This window comes from Pseudomonas sp. SZ57, assembly GCF_009495975.1.
In the GTDB taxonomy this organism is placed as follows: Bacteria; Pseudomonadota; Gammaproteobacteria; order Pseudomonadales; family Pseudomonadaceae; genus Aquipseudomonas; species Aquipseudomonas syringae.
Window position 1 is genome coordinate 29103 of the sequence record NZ_WIBD01000010.1, and the last position, 23034, is coordinate 52136.

The 23034-nt window shown below is 64.5% G+C and carries 3 protein-coding genes; all 3 read left to right on the plus strand.

The genetic code is table 11. The features are described 5' to 3' along the window. The first annotated feature begins 597 nt into the window (after positions 1–597). The 3 genes from GE543_RS12510 to GE543_RS12520 are packed head-to-tail and all read left to right on the plus strand — an operon-like array spanning position 598 to position 22939. A complete protein-coding gene (locus tag GE543_RS12510) occupies positions 598–9663 on the plus strand; it encodes a non-ribosomal peptide synthetase (RefSeq protein WP_153221563.1) in 9066 nt (3021 codons plus the stop codon). Then, positions 9660–13772 (plus strand): non-ribosomal peptide synthetase, encoded by a 4113-nt coding sequence (locus tag GE543_RS12515; protein ID WP_153221564.1) that lies wholly within the window; start codon positions 9660–9662, stop codon positions 13770–13772. Before GE543_RS12510 ends, GE543_RS12515 begins: the two co-directional genes overlap by 4 nt. Continuing rightward, a complete protein-coding gene (locus GE543_RS12520; protein WP_153221565.1) occupies positions 13769–22939 on the plus strand; it encodes a hybrid non-ribosomal peptide synthetase/type I polyketide synthase in 9171 nt (3056 codons plus the stop codon). The genes GE543_RS12515 and GE543_RS12520 overlap by 4 nt, the downstream gene beginning before the upstream one ends. The last annotated feature ends 95 nt before the right edge of the window (positions 22940–23034 follow it).

The following is a 23034-nucleotide window of genomic DNA, read 5'->3' on the forward strand; positions in this document are numbered from 1 at the left end:
TGCGCCAACGCTGCGCGCGCCTGGAAAAATCGCCGCCCGCCGCTGAAATTGGAAGCATATCTGGCGGCTGGACAGCCATGCCGTTTGACGGACACTTTTGCGGTTTGTAACTTTTTGTTTGCCTCATCGCCGAAAATCGTGGTTATTATCCCCGGCGCCCAGGGCCAAAAACCCGGCGCCAATGGCTGTCACGGGTCCACAGACTCCGCAGTCACAGCCGATCGGGTCCACCCTGGCGCTGACACCCCGGCGCAGGCCGTTCCCCGTCGTTGACCCTCAAACGGAAGATGAGGTTTCAATTGGTCACGCGGTATGCAAACGTCAGTTCCAAGGGCAGAGCGATCAGTCTCGTCAACGAGCCAGCCACCCCCCTTTCTGTAGGCGAGTCGCGCCGTGCCGCGTTCGTCTGTCATCCCTCTGCGATCCCCCCGAGTGCTTGCATGTCAGGTCATGACATGAGCCCGAGAGCCCGCGCCGCACCCTCTCCCTGAATCTCGATGTTCATCCGGCATTGCTCATGCCGTGCCTGACGGGCTTGCTGCTCTGCGCTCCCGTCTGCTCATAAAAAAATAATCTGCTCACGGACGGTGATTCCTGATGGTCGACAAATCTTCCTCGCGCGGGACGGGCTTCGCTCATCCTGATACAGAGCAACCCTTTGACCAAAACCAGTGTGTGCATGGCCTTTTCGAAGCCCAGGCAGAGCGCAATCCTGGTGCTATCGCGGCACGCTTCGGGCTGGACACGCTTGACTATGCGACGCTCAATACCCAGGCCAACCGCCTGGCCCATTACCTGCGCAGCCTTGGTGTCGGGCCGGATGTGCGGGTCGGGATTTGTCTGGAGCGCTCGCTGGACATGCTGGTTGGCGTGCTCGCGGTACTCAAGGCGGGCGGTGCCTACGTGCCGCTGGACCCCGCGTACCCTAAAGCCCGGCTGGCACACATGCTGGCAGACAGCGCGCCACGCGTGCTGCTGAGCCACGCTCCGGCGCGCGCGGCGTTGTTGGCGGCGCTGGAGGAGGTTGAGGTCGCAACGCAGGTGCTTGATCTGGCCGATACCCGACTATGGGCAGCGCAGCCGGCGCACAACCCTGACCCGCACGCGGTTGGTCTGACGTCCTGCCATCTGGCGTACGTGATCTATACCTCGGGCTCCACCGGGACGCCCAAGGGGGTCATGGTCGAGCACCGTGGGCTGATCGCGGTGAGCGCTGCCTGGGAGCGTTTGTACGCGCTGCACAAGCCACTCAATCACCTGCAAATGGCCGGGTTTTCCTTCGATGTGTTCAGCGCCGACCTGATCCGCGCACTGGGTTTTGGCGGCACGCTTGTGCTCTGCCCACGTGACACGCTGATGGACCCGCCTGCGCTGTATCGCCTGTTGAGCGAGGCGCGCATCGATTTCGCGGACTTCGTGCCGGCGGTGCTTAACCCGTTGCTGGCCTGGGTGCAGGAGGCGGGGCGCTATCTGTCGTTCATGAGCACGGTGGTTTGCGGCTCGGACATCTGGACGGCGCACAGCGCGCGCCAACTGCGTGGGTTGTGTGGCGAGCAGGTGCAGATCGTCCAGGCCTACGGTGTTACCGAAGCGAGCATCGACAGCACCTGTTTCGAGTTCGAACCCGACAGCCACGTCGATGCGGTGCTGCCCATCGGACGGGCGTTGGCCAACACGCGGATTTACCTGCTCGATGCCGCTGGCGAGCGTGTTCCCCAGGGCGTGACCGGCGAACTGTACATCGGCGGCGCGGGGGTAGCGCGTGGCTACCTGAATTTGCCGGAACTGACCCGCGAGCGCTTCATCGACAGCCCGTTCGTGGCCGGTGAGCGGTTGTACCGTACTGGCGATCTGGCCCGCTATCGGGCTGACGGCCATCTGGAATTCCTCGGGCGCAACGACTCGCAGGCCAAGCTGCGCGGCCTGCGCCTGGAACTGGGAGAAATCGAGGCGCGTCTGGCCGAGGTTGCCGGTGTGCGTGACAACGTGGTGGTGCTGCGCGAGGACAACGCCGGCGTGCCCAGGCTGATTGCCTACTTTCGCGAACAGAGCGGCGCAGCGCTGACGCCCAAAGGCCTGCGCGAGCATCTGCAGCGCAGCCTGCCGGACTACATGATTCCTGCTGCGTTCGTGCGCATGGACGCGCTGCCGCTGACCGCCAATGGCAAGCTGGACCGCATCGCACTGCCCGAGCCGGGGGATGACGCGTTCGATCGGCATGTCTTCGAAGCCGCGCAAGGCGCGCTGGAAACGGCCCTCGCGGCCATCTGGGCGGAGGTGCTGGGCGTCGAGCGAGTCGGTCGCCAGGATCACTTTTTTGCACTCGGTGGCCACTCGCTGCTGGTGATGCGTGTGCTGGCCAAGGTTCGGCAGGCACTGCATCTTGAGGTGTCACCCTCATCCCTGTTTACCGCCCCCGTGCTGCAGCAGTTCGCCGAACGACTGAGCACCGCTCAGCAGGGCAACGCTCGCCCGCCGATCACGGCTGTAGAGCGTAGCGGGGCACACACATTGTCATCTGCCCAGCAGCGCCTGTGGTTTCTGGCGCAGATGGAAGGCGGCAATGCGGCCTACCACATGCCCTTGAATCTGCGCCTGCGCGGGCCGTTGCAGGTGGCCGCGCTGGAGCGCAGTTTCAATCAGCTGGTGGCCCGCCACGAGGCGCTACGCACCACCTTCTTCGCGGTCGAGGGCGAGGGGCGGCAGCGCGTTTGCGCTGCGGAGACGATCATTCCGTTACCAGTCATCGATCTGCGCGGCGAGCACGATGCCCAGGCGCGTCTGCTGGCGTTGATCGACGCAGAGGGCAGCAAGCCGTTCGACCTGGCGGTAGGGCCGTTGATGCGCGTCAGCCTGGTCAAGCTGGCCGACGACGATCACGTATTGTTGCTGACCCAGCACCATATCGTCTCGGATGGCTGGTCGATGGGCGTGCTGACCCGTGAACTGGGGCTGCTCTATGAGGCGGCTATTCAGCAACCGGCCGCGCACGGGCAGTCCCTGCCACTGCCGCCGCTGGCTGTTCAGTATGTGGATTACGCGGCCTGGCAACGCCAGTGGCTGTCCGGCGAGGTACTGGATGCGCAGCGACGCTACTGGCGTGAAACCCTGAGCGGTGCACCGCTATTGCTGGAGTTGCCCACCGATCACAAACGTCCGGCCGCCCAGGATTACCGCGGCGGCTTCGTGCCACTGGTCTTTGAACGCGCGCTGACGGCACGGCTCCGAATGTTGGCTACGCAGCAGGGCACCACATTGTTCATGAACCTGCTGGCGGCCTGGTCGCTGTTGCTGATGCGCCTGTCGGGGCAGGATGACGTGGTCATTGGTGTGCCCTCGGCGAACCGCAGCCAGCAGGAGCTGGAAGGGCTGATCGGGTTCTTCGTCAATACCCTGGCCCTGCGCATGACCCGCGCCGGCAGCCCGACGGTGGCCAGTTGGCTGCAACAGGCGCGCAGCGTTGCGCTTGCCGCTCAGGAACATCAGGACTTGCCGTTCGATCAAGTGGTGGAGTTGCTCAACCCGCCGCGCAGTCTGGCTTACAGCCCGGTGTTTCAGGTGCTGTTCGCCTGGGAGCAGCATCAGGATTCGGATCTGGAGTTGTCCGGGCTCGAGGTCAGCGTGCTGCAAAGCGTCCAGCCAGTGGCCAAATTCGACCTGCAACTGGCACTCAGCGAACGCGACGGGCAAATCGTCGGCGGCCTGGAATACGCGTCGGGGCTGTTCGAGCCGGAGACCGTGGTGCAGATGGGCGAATACCTGCGCCGCATCCTCATGCAGATGGTCGAGGACAGCGAACAGCCGTTGGCGACGCTCGACCTGCTCAACGCCGAGCAGCATCGACGGATCGTCCACGACTGGAACCGCACCGAACGCGATACCTCGGCGCAGCCCGATTGCGTCAAGCGATTCGAGGCCGTGGCGCAGCGCACACCCGATGCCGTGGCGTTGCTGGCCGATGAGCGAGCGCTGACTTACGCCGAGCTCAATCAGTCTGCCAACCGCCTGGCGAGTTACCTGATCGAGCAGGGCGTGAGGCCCGAGCAGCGCGTGGGACTGTGTCTGGAGCGCTCGCCGCAGATGGTCATCGGCCTGTTGGCCATTCTCAAGACCGGCGCCGCTTACGTGCCGTTCGATCCTGCATACCCGGTCGAGCGTCTGGCGTTCATGTTCGCGGATGCCGCACCGAGCCTGCTGCTGACCCAGACTGCACTGCGTGCCGGTCTGCCGCCGTTGCCCGACACGCTGCCGATCTGCTGCCTCGACGTGGAAGCGCAGCGCTGGTCTGGGTATTCCGAGGCCAACCCGCAAGTCCCCGTCAGCCCCGGTAACCTGGCTTACGTGCTCTACACCTCCGGTTCGACCGGACGCCCCAAGGGCGTGGCGCACAGTCGTGCGGCGCTGGATAACCTGATCGCCTGGCAACTGGAACAGACGCCTGTTTCACAACGCGTGCTGCAATTCGCATCGTTGAATTTCGACGTGTCGTTTCAGGAAATCTGCAGCACGCTGTGCCAGGGTGGCAGTCTGATGCTGATGAGCGAAGCCGGCCGCAAAGATCTCGCCGCGCTGCGCCCGACGCTGGTGGCCGAAGATGTACAACGGGCGTTTCTGCCTTTTGCCGTGCTTCAGCAACTGGCCAGCCTCACTGAAGCCGAGGCGTCGGTGCCGATGCCTTTGCCAAAGGGCGGCTGCGAAATCATCACTGCTGGCGAGGCGTTGCTCGTCAATGACGAACTGCGTGCCTTTGTCTGCGGCCTTGGCGGTGCGCAACTGCACAACCAGTACGGCCCGACCGAAACCCACGTGGTCAGCCAGTTCAGCCTGAACTGTGACGCCGCCGGGCAGTGGCCGGACGCACCGCCGATTGGCCGGCCCATCGCCAATGCGCGTCTGTATGTGCTGGACGGCGACCTGAACCCGGTACCGGTCGGTGTGGCGGGCGAGTTGTATATCGCCGGAGCCTGCCTGGCCCGTGGTTATCTGAATCGTCCAGACTTGAGCGCCGAACGCTTCCTGCCGGACCCGTTCAACCCGCAGCCCGGTGCGCGCATGTACCGCAGCGGAGACCTGGCGCGATTTGCGGCCGACGGCAACGTGCACTACCTGGGACGCATCGACCAGCAGGTCAAGTTGCGCGGCTTTCGCGTCGAACTGGGCGAGATCGACAGCCTTCTGCACCAGCAACCCGGTGTGCGGGAAGCGGTGGTGGTGTTGCGCGAAGATGCGCCGGGCGACAAGCGTCTGGTGGCCTACGTGGTGGGGCCTGCAACGGCCGAAACGCTGCGTGCCGAGCTGCACCGCCACCTGCCGGAACACATGGTGCCGACGGCCTGGGTGGCGCTGGCGCAGTTGCCGCTGACCCGTAACGGCAAGCTCGACCGTCAGGCGCTGCCAGTGCCAGAGCGACAGGCCGCCAGTGCCTATGTGGCACCGCGCGACGAGACCGAGCGGCAGATGGTGTGTATCTGGGCCGAGGTGCTCAAGTGCCAGCAGGTCGGCATTCACGACAACTTTTTCGAGCTGGGCGGGCATTCGCTGCTGGCCACACGGATGATCTACATGATCAACCAGCGCATGGGCGCGCAACTGTCCCTGAGCAGCCTGTTCAAGACGCCGGTGCTGATGGACCTGGCCGAGCAGGTGCGGCTCGGGCGGGGTGACGGGCCTTCGCTCGACACACCCTTTGCCCCGATTGAAGCTGATCGCAGCGCACGCTATGCACCGTTTCCGTTGACCGATATCCAGCAGGCGTACTGGTTTGGCCGCGAAGCGTCGGTCAGCCTCGGCGGGGTCAGTGCCCATGGCTATGAAGAACTGCGCATCCCCGGCCTCGACGTGCCACGTTTCGAGCAGGCGCTGAACCGCATGATCCTGCGGCACGACATGCTGCGCGTGGTGTTCCTCGGCGATGGCACGCAGCAGGTCCTCGACAGCGTGCCGACCTATCACATGCCACGCAACGATCTGCGCGGCCTGTCTGCCGACGCCGCGCAGCAGGCCCTGCAAGTCACCCGCGAACGTCAATCCCATCAGGTCCTGGACGCCAGTCGCTGGCCGTTGTTCGAGTTCAGTCTGTCGTTGCTCGACGAGGACATCAGCCATTTGCACATCAGCCTTGACGCCCTGATCGTCGACGCCGCGAGTACGCAGATTCTGGCGCGCGAGCTGATGGCGTTTTATGCCGACCCGCAGTTGCAACTGCCCGAACCGGGGCTGACCTTTCGCGATTACGTGCTGGCCGAGCAGCGCTTGCGCAATGACAGCCGCTACGCACAGGCGCTGGACTACTGGCGCGAGAAGGTTGCCGCGCTGGCACCTGCGCCGGACCTGCCGCTGGTGTGCCAGCCGGAAAGCATCAGCCACCCGCACTTTACCCGCCGCGACCGCGAGCTTTCAGCGCTGCAGTGGTCACGGCTCAAGGAACTCGCCAGGCAATTTGCCGTGACCCCGTCGGTGATGCTGCTGACCGCGTTCAGCGAGGTGCTGGCGCTGTGGAGTCTGCAGCCGCGCTTCACGTTGAGTCTACCGCTGTTCAACCGCATGCCGCTGCACCCGGATGTCGATGAGATCATCGGCGACTTCACCTCGCTGGTCTTGCTTGAAGTCAGTCTCGACGGGGCCGCGAGCTTCATCGACAAGGCGCGTGCCGTGCAGGCACGGCTGTGGCAAGACATCGACCATTCGGTGGTCAGCGGCGTGCGAGTGCTGCGTGAACTGTCCCAGGCCCGAGGCGTGCAGCAGACCGCCATGCCGATCGTGTTCAACAGCACCTTGTCGGAAGCTGCGCCGGAACTGGCCGAATTCAACCTTGCCGACGCGTTGAATGCCGAGCACATGCACAGCATCACCCAGACCCCGCAGGTCTGGCTTGACCACACGCTGCTGGAGCTGGAAGGGCGCCTGCTGTTCAACTGGGACAGCATCGACGAGTTGTTTCCGCAAGGCCTGATCGAGCAGATGTTCGTCGCCTACAACGCGCTGCTGGATCGCCTGCTCGACGCCGATGCCTGGAACGCTGGCACGGTGGAGCTGATACCGCTGGCACGCTTGCCGGCGCCCGAGGCCAGCCCCGTTGACTCGGCGCTGATGCACGAACTGTTTGATCGCCAGGCACTCGCTGCCCCGGATGCGCTGGCAGTCATCGACACCCATCGGCAGCTGAGTTATCGCCAGCTGCGAACCGAAGCGCGTCAACTGGCGGCGCTGCTTCAGCGTCGCGGCGTGGTGCCTAATCAACTGGTCGCGGTGGTCATGGAACGTGGCTGGGAACAGGTCGTCGCGACGCTGGCGATCCAGTACGCCGGCGGGGCCTACCTGCCGCTCGACCCGGCGCTGCCGACCGAGCGTCTGGAGCACATCCTGCAACGCGCCGAAGCCAGCCTGGCGCTGACTCAGCCGGTACTGCGGCAACGTGTCGAGTGGCCCGTGCAGGTCCAGGTCATCAGCGTGAGCGATCCGATCGTTGCCGACGATGGCCTTTCCGATCAGTCCGAATTGCACGCCGTGCATCTCACCCCGGACGATCTGGCCTATGTGATCTACACCTCCGGCTCGACCGGCCTGCCCAAGGGCGTGGTCATCGATCATCGCGGTGCGGTGAATACGCTGCTCGACATCAACCGGCGCTTTGCCGTCGGCGCTGCGGATCGGGTGCTGGCGGTTTCGTCGCTGAGTTTCGACCTGTCGGTCTATGACTTCTTCGGCTCGCTGGCCGCTGGCGCGGCGGTGGTGCTGCTCGAACCGCAGCAGGCTCTCGACCCGGCGCACTGGCTGACGCTGATCGAGCGGCATCAGGTCAGCCTGTGGAATTCGGTGCCCGCCTTGTTCGGCATGTTGCTGGAGTATGTGCAAGGCGAGCGCAGCGCTTTGCCGTCGTGCCTGCGCGTGGCGATGCTGTCAGGCGACTGGATTCCCCTGACGCTGCCCGAGCGTGCCTGGGCGCTGCAGCCGGCGTTGCAACTGATCAGCCTTGGCGGGGCGACCGAAGCGTCCATCTGGTCGATCCAGTATCCGCTGCAGCAGGTCGACCCCGCGTGGCGCAGTATTCCCTATGGCAAGGCGCTGGATCACCAGCGCTTCTATGTGCTGGATGACGCCTTGCAGGTTCGCCCGACCTGGGTGGCTGGCCAGTTGTATATCGGCGGTGTCGGCCTGGCCAAGGGCTATTGGCGTGATGAAGCCCTGAGTGCCGGCAGTTTCTTCGCCCACCCGCTGACCGGCGAACGTCTGTACCGGACCGGCGACCTGGGGCGCTGGCTGCCCGACGGCAATATCGAGTTTCTCGGGCGTGAAGACACCCAGGTCAAGGTCCAAGGGCACCGCATCGAGTTGGGCGAGATCGAAGCGGCACTCAATCGCCATCCCGGCGTACAGAGCGCCGTGGTGCGGGTGCTCGGCGAAGCGCTGGGCGAGAAGCGGCTTGCGGGCTACGTACTCAAGGCCGATCCCTCGTTGCAGGCCAGTGATTTTGCCCAGTACCTGGCAGACAAACTGCCGGCCTACATGGTGCCGACGTCGTTTACCTTCGTGCAGGAATGGCCGCTGTCGGCCAACGGCAAGGTCGACAAGAAACGCCTGCCGGAGCCGTCGCAGGTTCAGGACGCCGGCCCGGCGCTGGAAGTGGAGGGGCCACAGGAGCAACAACTGGTGATGATCGTGCAGGGCGTGCTCAAGCGCCCGTCGATCGCTGCCGACGCCAATTTGCTCAACCTGGGCGCCACCTCGATCGACATTGTCAGGATCAGTAATGCGCTGTCCGGCGAACTGCAATTCCGTCCCAACGTTGCGCAACTGCTGGCGCAGCCGACCCTGCTCAATCTGCTCGGCATGTACCGCCGGAATCTGGCCAACGGCAGTGTGGTCGACAGCGCTCGTCAGCGCGCGGGTTCGCCTGAGCAAGTGATCGAGGATCCGCAGCAGCGGGCGCGCTTCAAGGCCGAGCAGCGCGGTCGGCGGACCTTCGCCCCGCAGGTTGCGGTGCTGGACCTGGCGCGTCCGGATAACCCGGCGTTCGCGCGGCGCTTCAGCGACTATCGCTCGGTACGCCAATTCGCTGACCGACCCATTCCGACCGAGGCGTTTGCCGGGTTACTGGCCAGCCTGGCGCAGGGGCAACTGCACGGCGAGGTCAAATACCAGTTCCCGTCCGCAGGCGGTCTGTACCCGATCCAGTGCTACCTGTATGTCAAACCGCAGCGGGTCACCGGCGTTGCTGCCGGCGCCTATTACTACGACCCGGTTCAACACCGCCTGCTGATGCTCGACAGCGAGCCGCTCGATCCGGACACCTACGATTATTTCGTTAACCGCCCGGTGTATGAAAACGCCGCGTTCTCGCTGTTCTTCATCGCCGACATGGCCGCGATCCGGCCGCTGTATGGCGAGCGCAGTCGCGACTTCTGTCATATCGAAGCCGGAGGCATGGCGCAATTGCTGACCATGACGGCGGTGGAGCAGGGCCTTGGCCTGTGTGGCATGGGCTCGCTCGAAGAGCAGCAATTGTCGGCCCTGTTCGACCTGGGACCGAATCATCAGTTGATTTACTCGATGGTGGGCGGTCTGCGCACTGCCGACGAACAACGCCGCGCGCAGGTCGAGGCGTTCGCTTCTGCCGCCAATCAAACGGACGACGCCAGCGACATGGAGGAGATAGAGATATGAATGCCTATCAATTGCTGGAGTTGTTCGGTCGCCACGCCGTGGTGCTTGAAGTGGACGGCGACAAACTGCGCTGCAAGGCACCGCGCGGGTTTCTGAATGACGAGATGTTGCAGGCGCTCAAGCAGCACAAGGCAGAACTGATTGCCTTGCTGAGCGGCACCGACCCCGCCGCGATCCCTCGGCGTGCCGCCGGGCAAGCAGCTGTTCCGCTGTCGTTTTCACAGCGCCAGCTGTGGTTTCTCGATCAGATGGAACCGGGCAATGCGTTCTATAACGTGCCCACTGCGGTGCTGCTGAAAGGCGCGCTGGATGTGCCGGTGCTGGAGCGGGCGCTGAACGAATTGATCATGCGCCATGAAATATTGCGCACCACGTTTGCCAGCGTGGACGGCGAGCCACGGCAGCTCGTGCACCCGGCGATGCCGCTGGTGATGCCAAGTGTCGACCTGCGTGACCTGTCGCCGACGGCGCGCGATGCGCACGTCAGCATGGCGGTTGAGCAGGAGGCCAAAGCGCCGTTTGACCTGGCCAGCGGCCCGTTGCTGCGGGCCTCGCTGCTGCGCCTTGCCGATGAGGAGTACCTCTGGCTGTACAGCGTGCACCACATCATCGCCGATGGCTGGTCGATGGGCGTGATCCTTCAGGAAGTGACCACCGTGTATGGCGATTTCCTGCGCGGTCAGGCGTCCAGTCTGGCGCCGCTGGCAGTGCAGTACGCCGATTACGCCTGCTGGCAGCAACAGCGGCTGAGCGACGAGGCGCTGGCCGGGCAACTGGACTTCTGGAAGCGCACCCTGGCCGACGCGCCGCCGCTGCTCGACATGCCTGCCGACCGGCCACGTCCGAACGTGCAGCGCTACGTCGGGGCGACCTTCAGCTCGACGGTCGACGGCACCACCTTGCGTGCGCTCAATGCGCTGGCCAGACAGACCCAAGGCACGCTGTTCAACGTGCTGATCGGCGCGCTGTCGGTCCTGCTCTGGCGCCACAGCGGACAGCGAGACCTGTGCATCGGTACCCCGTTCGCCAACCGCAGCCGTCCCGAAATCGAGCCGTTGATCGGTCATTTCGTCAACACTCAGGTGATTCGCCAGTGTCTCGATCCGCAGCAGACCTTTGCCGAGCTGTTGCGCGAAGTACGCGCCACTCTGCTGGATGTCCACGCGCATCAGGATGTGCCTTTCGACCGCGTGGTGGAGGCCGTCAACCCGCAGCGCGATACTGCGTATTCGCCGTTGTTTCAGGTGATGATGGTGTTGCAGAACACCCCAGGCAACGCCGCACAGATGCCGGGCCTGAGCATGACGCCGTACAGCACCGGGAGCGCCACGGCCAAGTTCGACCTGGCGTTCGAATGGGTCGAGCGCGACGGTGTGCTGAGCCTGCTGGTGGAATACAACACCGACCTGTTCGACCAGACCAGCATCGAGCGCCTGAGCGCGCATTATCGTCAGCTGCTGGAACAGGTGGCGCTGAACCCCAAGCAGCCTGTTGGCGCACTGACGCTGATCAGCGATGCCGAACGCGAACAGATACTGCATGCGTGGAACAGCCCGGCACCGCTGGCCCAGCCCGTCGATTGCGTGCATCGCCTGATCGAAGCTCAGGTCACGCGTCGGCAGGCCGAGTGTGCGGTCATCTTCGAAGGTCGATCGCTGAGCTACAGCCAGCTCAACAGTCAGGCTAACCGCCTGGCGCATCACTTGCTCACCCTCGGCGTCGGCCCGGATGTGCGCGTGGCGGTGTGTATCGAACGTTCGCTGGAACTGCCGGTGGCCGTGCTGGCGGTGCTCAAGGCCGGGGGCGCCTATGTGCCACTGGACCCGGATTATCCATCGGGTCGCCTGCGGCATATTCTCGATGACACGTCCCCAGTGGTGCTGCTGGCCCAAGGGCCGACGCGCAAGATCCTGCGCGAGGCCCTGCAAGGCGCGGACTGTGAAGTGCCGATCCTCGACGTGCAGGCCGATGCCGTGCTCTGGGCCGAGTGCCCGTCGGACAATCCGCAGCCGCAGCGTGTCGGTGTGAACGCCGACCACCTGGCGTATGTGCTTTACACCTCCGGCACTACCGGGCTGCCCAAGGGGGCGATGGTCACGCATCGCGGGCTGAGCAACCTGCTGCTGTGGTGTCAGCAATTCTGCGGCGAACACGGGAGCATGCTGCACAAGATCCCATTCGGTTTCGACGCCTCGGCCTGGGAGATTTTCTGGCCGTTGCTCACCGGGGGCAGGCTGGTCATCGCCCGTCCCGGCGGGCATTTCGAACCCGGCTACCTGGCGCAGGTGGTGCGCGAACAAAGCGTCACCGCGATGGTGTTCGTGCCGGCCATGTTGCAACTGTTTCTGGAGGTCGAAGAGGTCAGCGCCTGTCTCTCCCTGAAGGATGTGTTCAGTGGCGGCGGGGAGCTGTCGCCCGCAGTCGCCAGGCTGTTTCAGGAGCGTCTGCCGCATGCCCGCCTGCACAACGTTTATGGTCCGACCGAAACCACAGTGATCAGCAGTGTCTGGACGCTGGAGCCTGGTGCTGACGTTCCGCCACGCCAATTGCCCATCGGCCGACCCCTTGCCAACACCCGTTTTTACGTGCTCGACGAGCGTGATGCGCCGGTGCCGGCCGGGGTCACCGGTCAGTTGCACATTGGTGGTGTCGGCGTTGCACGGGGTTATCTGGGGCTGGACGAGCTGACTGCCGAACGGTTTATCGACAACCCCTTCGTTGCCGGTGACCGGCTGTACCGCAGCGGCGATCTGGCGCGTTATCGCCCGGACGGTCAGTTGGAGTTTATCGGTCGCAACGACTTTCAGGTCAAGCTGCGCGGTATTCGCCTGGAACTGAGTGAAATCGAAGCGCGGCTGGATCTGTTCCCCGGTATTCGCACCAGTGTGGCGTTGATCGTCGGTGATACGGCGCAGAACCAGCGCCTTGTGGCGTGCTGCGTTACCGACAGCACCGTGGACGAATCCGCACTGCGTGCGCATCTGGCAACGACCCTGTCCAGCGCCGTCATGCCCAGCGCGTTTCTGTGGCTGGACGCCTTACCGTTGACGGTCAATGGCAAAGTCGACCGTGCCGCCCTTGCGGCACTGGCCGATCAGGATCTGGCCGACCGGCAGGTCAATCTCGGCAGCCCCCGTGACCATATCGAGCTGACCCTGTATCAGATCTGGAAAGACCTGCTGCTGGTGCCGCAGATCGGCATTCGCGACAACTTTTTCAACGTCGGCGGGACATCGATCGCGGCGATCAAGATGGCCTACGAAATTGGCCGGGCGTTCAGCGTCGAAGTGCCTGTGCGCGTGATCCTCGGCCACCCGACCATCGAGGCGTTGGGCGGCTGGCTGCGTACTGGCGCCAGCCTGGCCGCGGCACAGGACAACCTGATCGAATTCCGGCGCGGTGCCGGGCAGCGCAACGTGGTGTGCATTCACCCGGCGGGGGGCACGGCGTTCTGCTACCTGTCACTGGCCAAGGAACTGCCGGACAGCATCGGTGTGTACGGTGTGCAATCGCCAGGGTTGAACCCCGGAGAAAGCACCGAGCCGAGCGTCGAAGCGATGGCCGACGCCTATTTGCGGCGGATCGCAGCGTTGACCTCACAACCGCTGGTGCTCACCGGGCTGTCGTTCGGTGGCCTGGTGGCTTACGAAATGGCCCGCCGCCTGACGGCTGCCGGCCATCGTCAGGTGACGGTGGTGCTGCTCGATACCCAGGGCTCGGATGACCCGGGGTTCCGGCAACAGATCGGGACCGTGGACATGGCGGAGTTTCGCGACAAGCTGGTGCGCTTCAACGGCATGTACCCCGGCATCGAAGACGCGCAGGTCGAGCGGTATTTCCACCTCTACAACCACAACCGCCTGGCCATGGCCGCATACGAGTGCGCGCCGCAAGCCGGGCGCATCGTGCTGATTCAGGCTCGCGAAGGCTTTACCCGCACGCAGTTGCATGAGCTGCGCAGCTTCTGGCGTCGTCGCGCGGGCAACGGTTACAGAGCCCGGCTGGTTCACGGCGGGCACTGGGACATGCTGGAAAGCGCCGAGGTGCATCGGGTCTCGCAGACGCTCAGGCAAGAGCTGCAACGTTTCGACACGCAGGAGGCGCAATGATGAACCGGCACGAGGAGAATATCGCCCGCAACCCCCAGACCCTGCTGTCGCGTTTTGCCGAGCAGGTACGCCGTGAGCCCCAGGCGCTGGCCGTGATCGACCGACAGGTACGGCTGACTTACGCGCAACTGGCCAGCGCCAGTGAACGCATCGCCAAAGGGCTGCTGGCACAAGGCACCGGCCCTGCGGATCCGATCGCCCTGTGCATGCCGCGCTGCTGGCAATGGATCGCCACGATACTGGCCGTGCTGAAAGTCGGGGCTGTGGTGGTGCCGCTGGATCGGGCCAGCCCGGCCCGGCGTCGACAACTGATGCTCGACGACGGAGGCTGCGTCGGGCTGGTGACCCTCGGTGAAGACGCGGACAGCCTGGTGGCGCCACAACATGGCTGGTACGTCAGCGTCGAAGCCTTGCTGGAATACTCTGATCAACCAGCACTGCCGCTGCCCGAGGACTTCGCCGCGTCGAGCTTCCTGTTCTACACCTCGGGCACCACCGGCACCGCGAAGGCCGTGGACGTAGGGGAGCGCGGCCTGTTGCGTCTGGCCCGGACCGACAGCTGCCTCGACATTCGCGCAGGCGAGCGTGTGGCCTGCCTGTCCAACCCGGCGTTCGACGCCTGTAATTTCGAACTGTGGGCGCCGCTGCTCAACGGCGGGTGCTGCGTCATCATTGCCGACGCAGACCTGCAGGACGCACAGCAACTGGCCAGAGTGCTGGAAACGCAGCAGGTCGATAGCCTGTTCATGACCGTTTCGCTGTTCAACACCTTGAGCGCAGATAACCCCGCCTGTTTCGCCAGCCTGCGCCAGGTGCTGATCGGCGGTGAGCAGGTCAGTGCCGCAGCGGTGCGGGCCTGGTATCAGGCCAATCCCGACAGCCGTTGCCGGATTTTCAACGCCTACGGACCTACCGAATGCACCACCTTCGCCGTGTGCTACCCGATCCCCCGCGACTTTGCCGGCGACGCGGTGCCAATCGGCCAGCCATTGCCTGACACCGGAGTGCAGGTGCTTGACGCGCAACAGCGTCCGGTTGCTCACGGCGAGGCGGGTGAGCTTTACCTGAGCGGCAGCGGGGTTGCACGCGGTTACCGCAACCGTGCGGCAGAGACTGAACAGCGTTTCCTGCGCCTGCCGACAATCGATGCCGGGGACGTGCTGCATTACCGAACCGGCGATCAGGTGCGGGTCAATGCCGACGGGCTGATCGAGTACCTGGGGCGGATTGATCGCCAGGTGAAGGTTCGCGGTTTTCGCATCGAGCCGGGCGAGGTCGAGCAGCGTATTCTGGAGCATCCGCAGGTGGTGCAGGTGCATATCTGTACGCGCCGGCAGGCGGCTGAAGACCACCAGTTGCTGGCCTTCATCGTGCCGCGCGAGGCGCTGGACTATCGCGATTTCGACCAGCACCTGCGTGACAATCTGGCGGTATGGATGCGCCCGCATCAGCTGTTTGTGCTGCAGCGCCTGCCGTTGACCGCCAATGGCAAGATCGATCAGCGTGCGCTGCTGGAGCAGCCCTTGAAACCGTGGCGACCGCAGGCGGGTTCGCGTGCAGACGAGCAACACTCGCCCACGCTTGACTGGCTGCTGACTCAGGCCCGCAGGTTGTTGGCGCAACCTGAGCTGAGCGGCGAGGATGACTGGCTGGGCAGCGGCGGCGACTCGCTCAAAGCCATGCGTCTGCGTTCTGCAATCCGCACCCACTGGCAGCGGGAAATCACCCTGGGTGCGGTGCTGAGCGAATCGTTTTCGGCACTGGCCGAGCGACTCGGTGATGAGCAGGGTGCGGCGTCTGCCTATCCACCCGCGCCGCCTCTCAACCGTTCAGGGCGTGCGCCGGCGACTGCCGAGCAAAGTCGCCTGTGGTTGATGCAGCAGCGCACGCCGCTGGCGACGGCCTACAACGTGCCAATCATCCTGCACCTGGCAGCGGGCGTCGAGCTGAGCGCATTGGCCGAGTCCGTGCAGCGCCTGCTGACCCGGCACAGCGGGCTGCGCACGGCGTTCGTGTCCGCTGCCGACGGGCTGCATCAGGAGGTTCACCAACGGGACGCGGTGTGCCAGACCTTTGCCACCGGGGCGTTCAGTGAACAGACCTGGCGCAGCTTTGCAGCCCTGGTCTTTGACACACCTTTCGATCTGGCGACATCTGCCATGTGCAAGGCCTGGCTGTTGCCGTTTGCCGATGGCAGTTGTCGTTTGCTGCTGAACCTGCACCACGTGGCCATCGATGGCTGGTCGATGAACCTGTTGTTCGATGACCTGGTGCAGTTGTACGACGATGCGCTACAGGGGCGGCCGAGTGCCGAGCCTTCGCCGGGTCTGGGCACGCTCGAGTTTGCCCTCTGGCAACGGCAATGGCGTGTCGACCCGCGTTACCGCGATCAGCGTCGCGCCCTGGCCGGGTTGCACCGTCAGCACCCGGCGCCTTCGCCCGCGCTGCTGCCGGTTCACGAGCCTGCACCGCAGGCACGGCTTTATCGTCAGCCGCTGGGAGCCACGCGCAGTGCTGCACTGGATCGGTTTTGCAGCCGACAGCGCGTCACGCGTTATGAGGTGCTGTTCAGCGTTTATGCCTGGAGCATTTACGCCCTGACCGGCTGTGAACGGCCACGCATCGCCAGCCCGGTATCCAACCGTCCGCTGAGCGAATTCGAAGACGCAATCGGGATGTTCGCCAACACCGTGCTGATCCCCACGGCGTTCGACGGCGACAAGGCGCTCGGCCAGCAACTGCATCAGCAGACCGCCACGGTGCGTGAGGTGCTGGCCTTGCAGGACGTCGCGCTGGCGGATCTGGTCGAAGACCTGCGGCTGTCGTCGAGCAGTGCGCTGTTCGATTTCATGTTCGTGCTGGAAAACACCGATTACGCCAGGCTGGCCCATACCGGCCTGCGGGCCACGCTGGAATTCAACGAGACGGTGCAGGCCAAGTGCCCGCTGACTTTGCTGGTGGTCGATGCCGGGTCGCAGCTGGAATGCTGGTGGGAGTACCAGTGCAGTTATTTCGATGCGGCACAAATGGTCGCCGTCAATCGGCTGTTGCAGCAGGGGCTTGATCTGCTGCTGGAGAAGCCGTCGGCCACCCTCGATGCGCTGCTCACGCCTTACCGCTTCAGCCTGCCGTCCGCCAGTCAGGGCGACAGCGCTGAACCGCCGTTCAACACCGTGGCCGACTGGTTCGCCTATCAGGTGAGTTGCACACCGGATGCTCCGGCACTGGTCGCCGATCAGCAGTGCATCAGCTACGCCGAACTGGATGCACTGGCCGATACGCTGGCGGCCACCCTGATCGAGCTGTGCCCGCTGCGGGAGGACAATGATGCGCCGCTGCAAGTGGTCCTGTACCTCGAAGCGTCGGTCGAGCACATCGTGGCCTTGCTGGCGCTGGCCAGGCTCAATTTGACTGCGGTGCCCCTCGACCCTGGCTATCCGCTGGCGGTGCAGCGCCAGGTCATGCAGCAGGCACAACCCGGCTGTGTGCTGTACAGCGCGGCAACCGGGGCGGCACTGGACCTGTTGAACGCCGACCGGCAGATCTGTCATCGGGTCGACCTGAGCGCCGCTGCACGACCGTTCGAGCGTCGCCGTCATGCGGGTCAACGACCGTTGTACACGCTGTTCACGTCCGGTTCGACGGGGACACCGAAAGGGGTTCAGGTGCCGGACCGGACCCTTTGCAATCTGTTGCACTGGCAGCGCAACGAGGGGCAGTTGCCCGCGAAGTCAGTGACCCTGCAATTCTCCATGCTGTCATTCGATGTGTCGTTTCAGGAGATTTTCAGCACCCTCTGCGGCGGAGGCTGTTACCACCTGATCAACCCGCGCTGGCGGCAGGATGCTCAGGCATTGTTGAGCTACCTGGCACAGACGCGCATCGAACGGCTGTTCCTGCCGTGCGTGGCCTTGCAGCATCTGGCGCAGACCGCTGTGAGCCAGGGTGTGTATCCGCAGGCGTTGCGCGAGGTGATCACGGCGGGCGAGCAACTGCTGTGCACCGAGGCATTGCGCAACTGGTTCGGCGGCATGCCGCAGGCACGGCTGTTCAATCATTACGGCCCGACCGAAACCCACGTGGTCAGCGCCTGGCGTTTGCCTGCGGCGGTTCAGGACTGGCCGCTGCGCGCGCCGATCGGGCGGGCAGTGAGCAATGCACGCCTGCTGCTGGTGGACGAATACGACCGGCCGGTGCCGCGTGGCAGCCAGGGCTATCTGCTGGTGGCAGGGCCGATGATTTCGCGCTGCTACCTCGCTGACCCGGCGCTGAATGCCGCGCGCTTTGTCGAGTTGCCGCAGCCAGAGGGCATGACCCTGTTCTATCGCACCGGCGACCTTGCGCGGGGTGATGCAAACGCCTGCCTGCACTACCTGGGCCGGGACGATCAGCAGATCAAGATCAGTGGCCATCGTCTTGAACTGGGGCAGATCGAGGCCGCGCTGATGCAGGTCGCTCAGGTGAGCAACGCGGTGGTGGCCCTGCAGGCTGAGCCGCCCCGGTTGGTGGCTTGGTTGCACTGCGAGGGCACGCTGCCCGATGCACAGCAGCTTGACCGACAGATCAGCCTGCACCTGCCGGCGCATGTGCGTATCGACGAGTACCGGCGGGTCGACGCCTGGCCGCGTACACCGAGCGGCAAGATCGATCGCAGGGCACTGGGGGGGCTCGGCGAGGTGTTGCAACGGCAACGCACCGGGCTGCCTGCGGCACGGTTGAGCGCACTTGAACAACAACTGAGCGAGTTGTTCGTGGCGGTCATCGGTCGCGACATCGAGCCTGATCAGACTTTCTTCGAAGCCGGCGCCACCAGCCTCGGCCTGATGCGCCTGCATGCCCGTTGCAACGAGGTGCTGCCGCAGCCAGTGGCAATGGCCGCGTTGTTCGAGCATGTCAGCGTGCGCCGCCTGGCGCAGCATCTCTCCGTACCGGCAGGGCAACTGCCCGGTGCTGGGAAGGGCAATGAGCGAGTCGCCAAGGCTGGCGAACAACCCATGGCGATCATCGGCATGTCGGTGAATGTGGCCGGGGCGAACAACCTCGCCGAGTTCTGGGCGATGGTTCAAGGAAATGGCTTGGGCATCGAGCGGTTCGACGCTGCCGAGGGGCTGGTCGGTGCGCGCAGTCAACTGACCGGCCTGCTGGATTTCGATCCCGACTATTTCGGCATCAGTCTGCAGGAAGCGCGGCTGATGGACCCGCAACAGCGGCACCTGCTGATGGGCTGCGTGCAGGCGCTGCAACATGCCGGGCTGACACCCAAAGCCGACGGGCCGCGCATCGGCCTGATCGCCAGTTGCGGCGAAACCACGTATTTCCAGCAAATGCTGCGCGAAACCGCCGAGGGCGATCTGCCCGACGGTTTTCAGATGGCGCTGCACCACGACAAGGACTTTCTGGCCACCAAGGCGGCTTACCACCTCGACCTCGGCGGGCCGGCACTCAGCGTTCAGGCGGCGTGCGGCAGTTCGCTGATTGCCGTGCACCTGGCGGCGGCGATGCTGCGTCAGGGCGACAGTGACGTGATGCTGGCCGCCGGGGTGCTGATCGACCCGACCCTGACCGATGGCTATCGTTATCGCCCGCAGCACATTTTTTCCCGCGACGGTTTGTGCCGTCCGTTCAGTGACGACGCCAGCGGCACCATCGGTGCCAGCGGTTACGGGGTGGTGGTACTCAAACCGCTGGACCGTGCTCAGGCCGACGGCGACCGGATCTACGCGCTGGTCGAAGCCTCTGCGCTGAACAACGATGGCCGCGCCAAGATGAGTTACACCGCGCCGTCTGTGGCGGGGCAGAGCGCAGTGATCAGCGAGGCGCTGCGCAAGGCCGGGGTCAATGGCGCCGACATGGGCTACATCGAGGCTCACGGCACCGGCACGCTGTTGGGCGACCCTATTGAAGTGGCTGCATTGACCAAAGCGTTCGGCGCGGCACCAGCCGCCGGTTGCGCGCTGGCCTCAGTGAAAAGTCAGGTGGGTCATCTGGGCGCGGCTGCCGGCGTGGTCGGGCTGATTCGCGCGACGCTTGCCGTGTTTCACGGGGTGATCCCGCCCAACCTGGGGTTTACCCGGATCAATCCGCAAATCGACCTGCAGCACTCGCCATTCTACATACCCGGCACCTCACGGGCCTGGCCCGAAGGGCGTCGGCGTCTGGCCGGGGTCAGCAGTTTCGGTATCGGTGGCACCAACGCGCATGTGATTGTCGGCGCCGCGCCGCAGCAGACAGCGCGCGTCGAGGATAGCCCGGCGTGCCTGCTGCTGTCGGCGCACAGCCGTACTGCCCTGGAGCGGGACATGCTGGCGATTGAAGCCTGGCTCAACGCCTTTCCCGAGCAGCAGGCTGCGCTGCTGCGTTACCTGCAACACGGTCGACGCGCGTTGCCCTGGCGCTTCGCAATGATCTGCCAGCCCGGTCAGACACCGCGCCTGCAAGCCGCGTCGATCAAGCAGGTGACGCTTTCGGACGTGCGAGTGAACGCCAGCGAGCATTCGCCCCAGGCCCTGCTGGACGCCTGGTATGCGGGGGCCAGCATCGAAGGGGCGACCGGTTCGACGCCGTCCCCCTGGGACTTGCCTCCGTCGGCATTCGATCTGCAGACCTTCCGTTTCAAACCGGCCGCTCGCGCCGAACTGCAGAAGTCGTCAGCCGTCGAGCGCCAGCCGCTGGCGGACTGGTTTTATCAGCGTCAGTGGCAGCGGCTGCGTCGTGTGGGTACACAACCCACTGGCGAGGGTCGTGAAGTGCTGGTGGTGTGCAGCCATGAACGTCTGGATGCCACCACGCTTGGCAGTCTGCAGGGTGTCTATCGGCATGTCATCGAGGTGCAGGCCGGCAATGGCTACCAGCAACTTGGCCCGAATCGTTATGAACTCGACCCGCTGGACCCAGTGGCGTTTGGCCGATTGATCGCTACGCTCGATCAAAATGGGCAGACGGCAAGCGAACTGGACTGGCTGCATGCCTTGCCGCTGTCGGTGGGCGGAGCGGTTGACGAGCAAAGCCTGGCGGCCGCGCAATGGGCCTGTCTGGATACGCTCAGCGCGTTGTTGCAGGCCTGGGGGCAGAACGCACAGAAGAGCACCCTGCGGCTCTGGCTGTTGTCCTGGCAAGCGTGCCCGGTGAACGGCCAGGTCATGCGCCCTGAACTGGCGGCGCTGACCGGTATCACCGAAGTGGCCCCGCAGGAGTACCCGATACGCTGTCACTGGCTGGACCTGCCCACGGCGCAGTTGAGCACCCAGGCTCGGCACTTGGCGGGGCTGCTTGCCGAACCGGCGTCGCTGCCGCGGCGCATGGCCATTCGTGATGGTTATCTGTGGCAGCCACAGCTGCTGGCCAGTCCGCTGGCGGCTTCGAATCTGCTGCCGGCGAACGGCACGCTGCTGGTGCTCGGCGGTACAGGCGGCATCGGGCGTACCTTGTGTGAACACCTGCTGCAATCCAGCCAGCGGCGGGTCGTGCTGCTGTCGCGAAGTGGTGAGTGTCCGAAAGAACTGCACGCCTATGCTTCGCGCATCGACAGCATCGCTGCGGATATCGCCGACCTGGCGCGCTGGCCCACGGTGCTTGAACACTTGCGTGAGCGTTATGGGCACTTTGACGGCGTGATTCACGCGGCCGGCACCGGAGCGGGCAGCCTGATCCGTCAGCGCGATGCTCAGGTGTTGTCTGAGGCGATGGCCAGCAAGACCCGCGGCATGCTGGCGGTCGAAGCGTTGATCGAAAAGATGACGCCGGGGTTCGTGCTGTATTGCTCTTCGATGTCGGCACTGTTCGGTGGCGCCGGGCACCTGGACTACGCCGCCGCCAGTGCCGTGCTTGACGGTTTCACCCACTACCGCCCGCATGCCGAAAATGGCTGTGTGCGTCTGGGCATTAACTGGGACATCTGGCGCGATGTCGGCATGGCCGCTGCCAGTGGCGTCGGGGATGACGCGCACCAGCGGCATCTGGCGGTCGGCATGTCGGCGCAGGAAGGTTGCCGGGTATTCGATGCAGCCATGACGGCTCAACTGCCGCAGTTGCTGATCTCGACCACCGATCCAGCGACGGCGCGACAGTTTTACCCGGTTCGCCACAGCGCAGGCTCAACGCTGGCCGATACTGCGCCAGTGCTGACGGCAGACACTGAAGCGCCGGACCGTCTGCCCGAGCATCTGCATGACTGCCTGTGCAAATGGCTCGGTGTGAGTGCGCTGCAGCCGGATGCCTCGCTCTATGAGCTGGGCGCCGATTCCCTGACCCTGCTGGACCTGATCGACGAACTGCAGGCCGCGACCGGCGTGGTCTTCCAGTTGTCGCAGTTCAGCCACAAAGTCAGCCTGGCCGAGGTGTTGGCGCTGGTGCAGACGTCAGGGGCCGTAACGGTTGCGGACGAAAACCAGTGGGCCGATGCGGTGAGGATCGATCAGTGGCATGCCGGCGCGGGCCGCGAGCGCCTGTATCTGATTCACCCTGTGGGTGGCGACGTGCAGGCGTACCGCGAGCTGGCCTCGGCGCTGCACCCTGATCTGGGCGTATGGGTGATCGCCGATCCGGCCTTGCGCCTGCCCGAACTGCCGAACATCAGCGTGGATGAGCGCGCGCAACTGTATCTCGAGGCGTTGCAGGCCCATCACCCCGACGGCACGGCATGGCGTCTGGCCGGTTGGTCGTTCGGCGCTTGGGTGACACAGGCAATGTGCAGCCTGCTGAAGGAAGATTGCGAGCAGCCATTGCTGTACCTGATCGATCCCCCCGCGCCGGATGCGGGTCACGAGCTGGCGCAGATCGGCGAAGCGCAGATTCAGCAGGTCTTTCAGCGCGAGTTTTCTGCACGGCGCAGCCTCGACACGGCCACCAGCACGGCCAGCGAAGACGCATCGCGTTACCTGCAAAGCCTGATTATCTGCTGCCAGAACAATATGGCGAGCATGGCCGGCTATCAGCCCGAAGCGCTGTTGCGCACTCCAGTGCGGCTGTTCATCGCCACGCAGCCCAATCCTTATGGCATGGGCAGCGCCTGGCGGATCGCCGATCTACAGCGGGCCTGGCAAGAGCTGTTACCGCACATGCTGAGCTGCCAAGCACTGGACATCGATCACTACGGCATTGTCGCAGCGCCCTGGGCGCAGGTGATGGCCGAGATGATCAATGCCGACCTGTCTTCGATAAAGGGCTGAACGTTAACGACAGGATTTTCAGGCGGGGCTGAAGTACCCGCAGACGAACCACGGGCATGGTGACCGGCCATGCCAACAACTGAAGGTGAGGGATC

What these genes read in the sequence shown, in the direction of transcription:
- GE543_RS12515 (WP_153221564.1), top strand. Translation starts at nt 9,660, where the DNA reads ATGAATGCCTATCAATTGCTGGAGTTGTTCGGTCGCCACGCCGTGGTG.
- GE543_RS12510 (WP_153221563.1), top strand. Translation starts at nt 598, where the DNA reads ATGGTCGACAAATCTTCCTCGCGCGGGACGGGCTTCGCTCATCCTGAT.
- GE543_RS12520 (WP_153221565.1), top strand. Translation starts at nt 13,769, where the DNA reads ATGATGAACCGGCACGAGGAGAATATCGCCCGCAACCCCCAGACCCTG.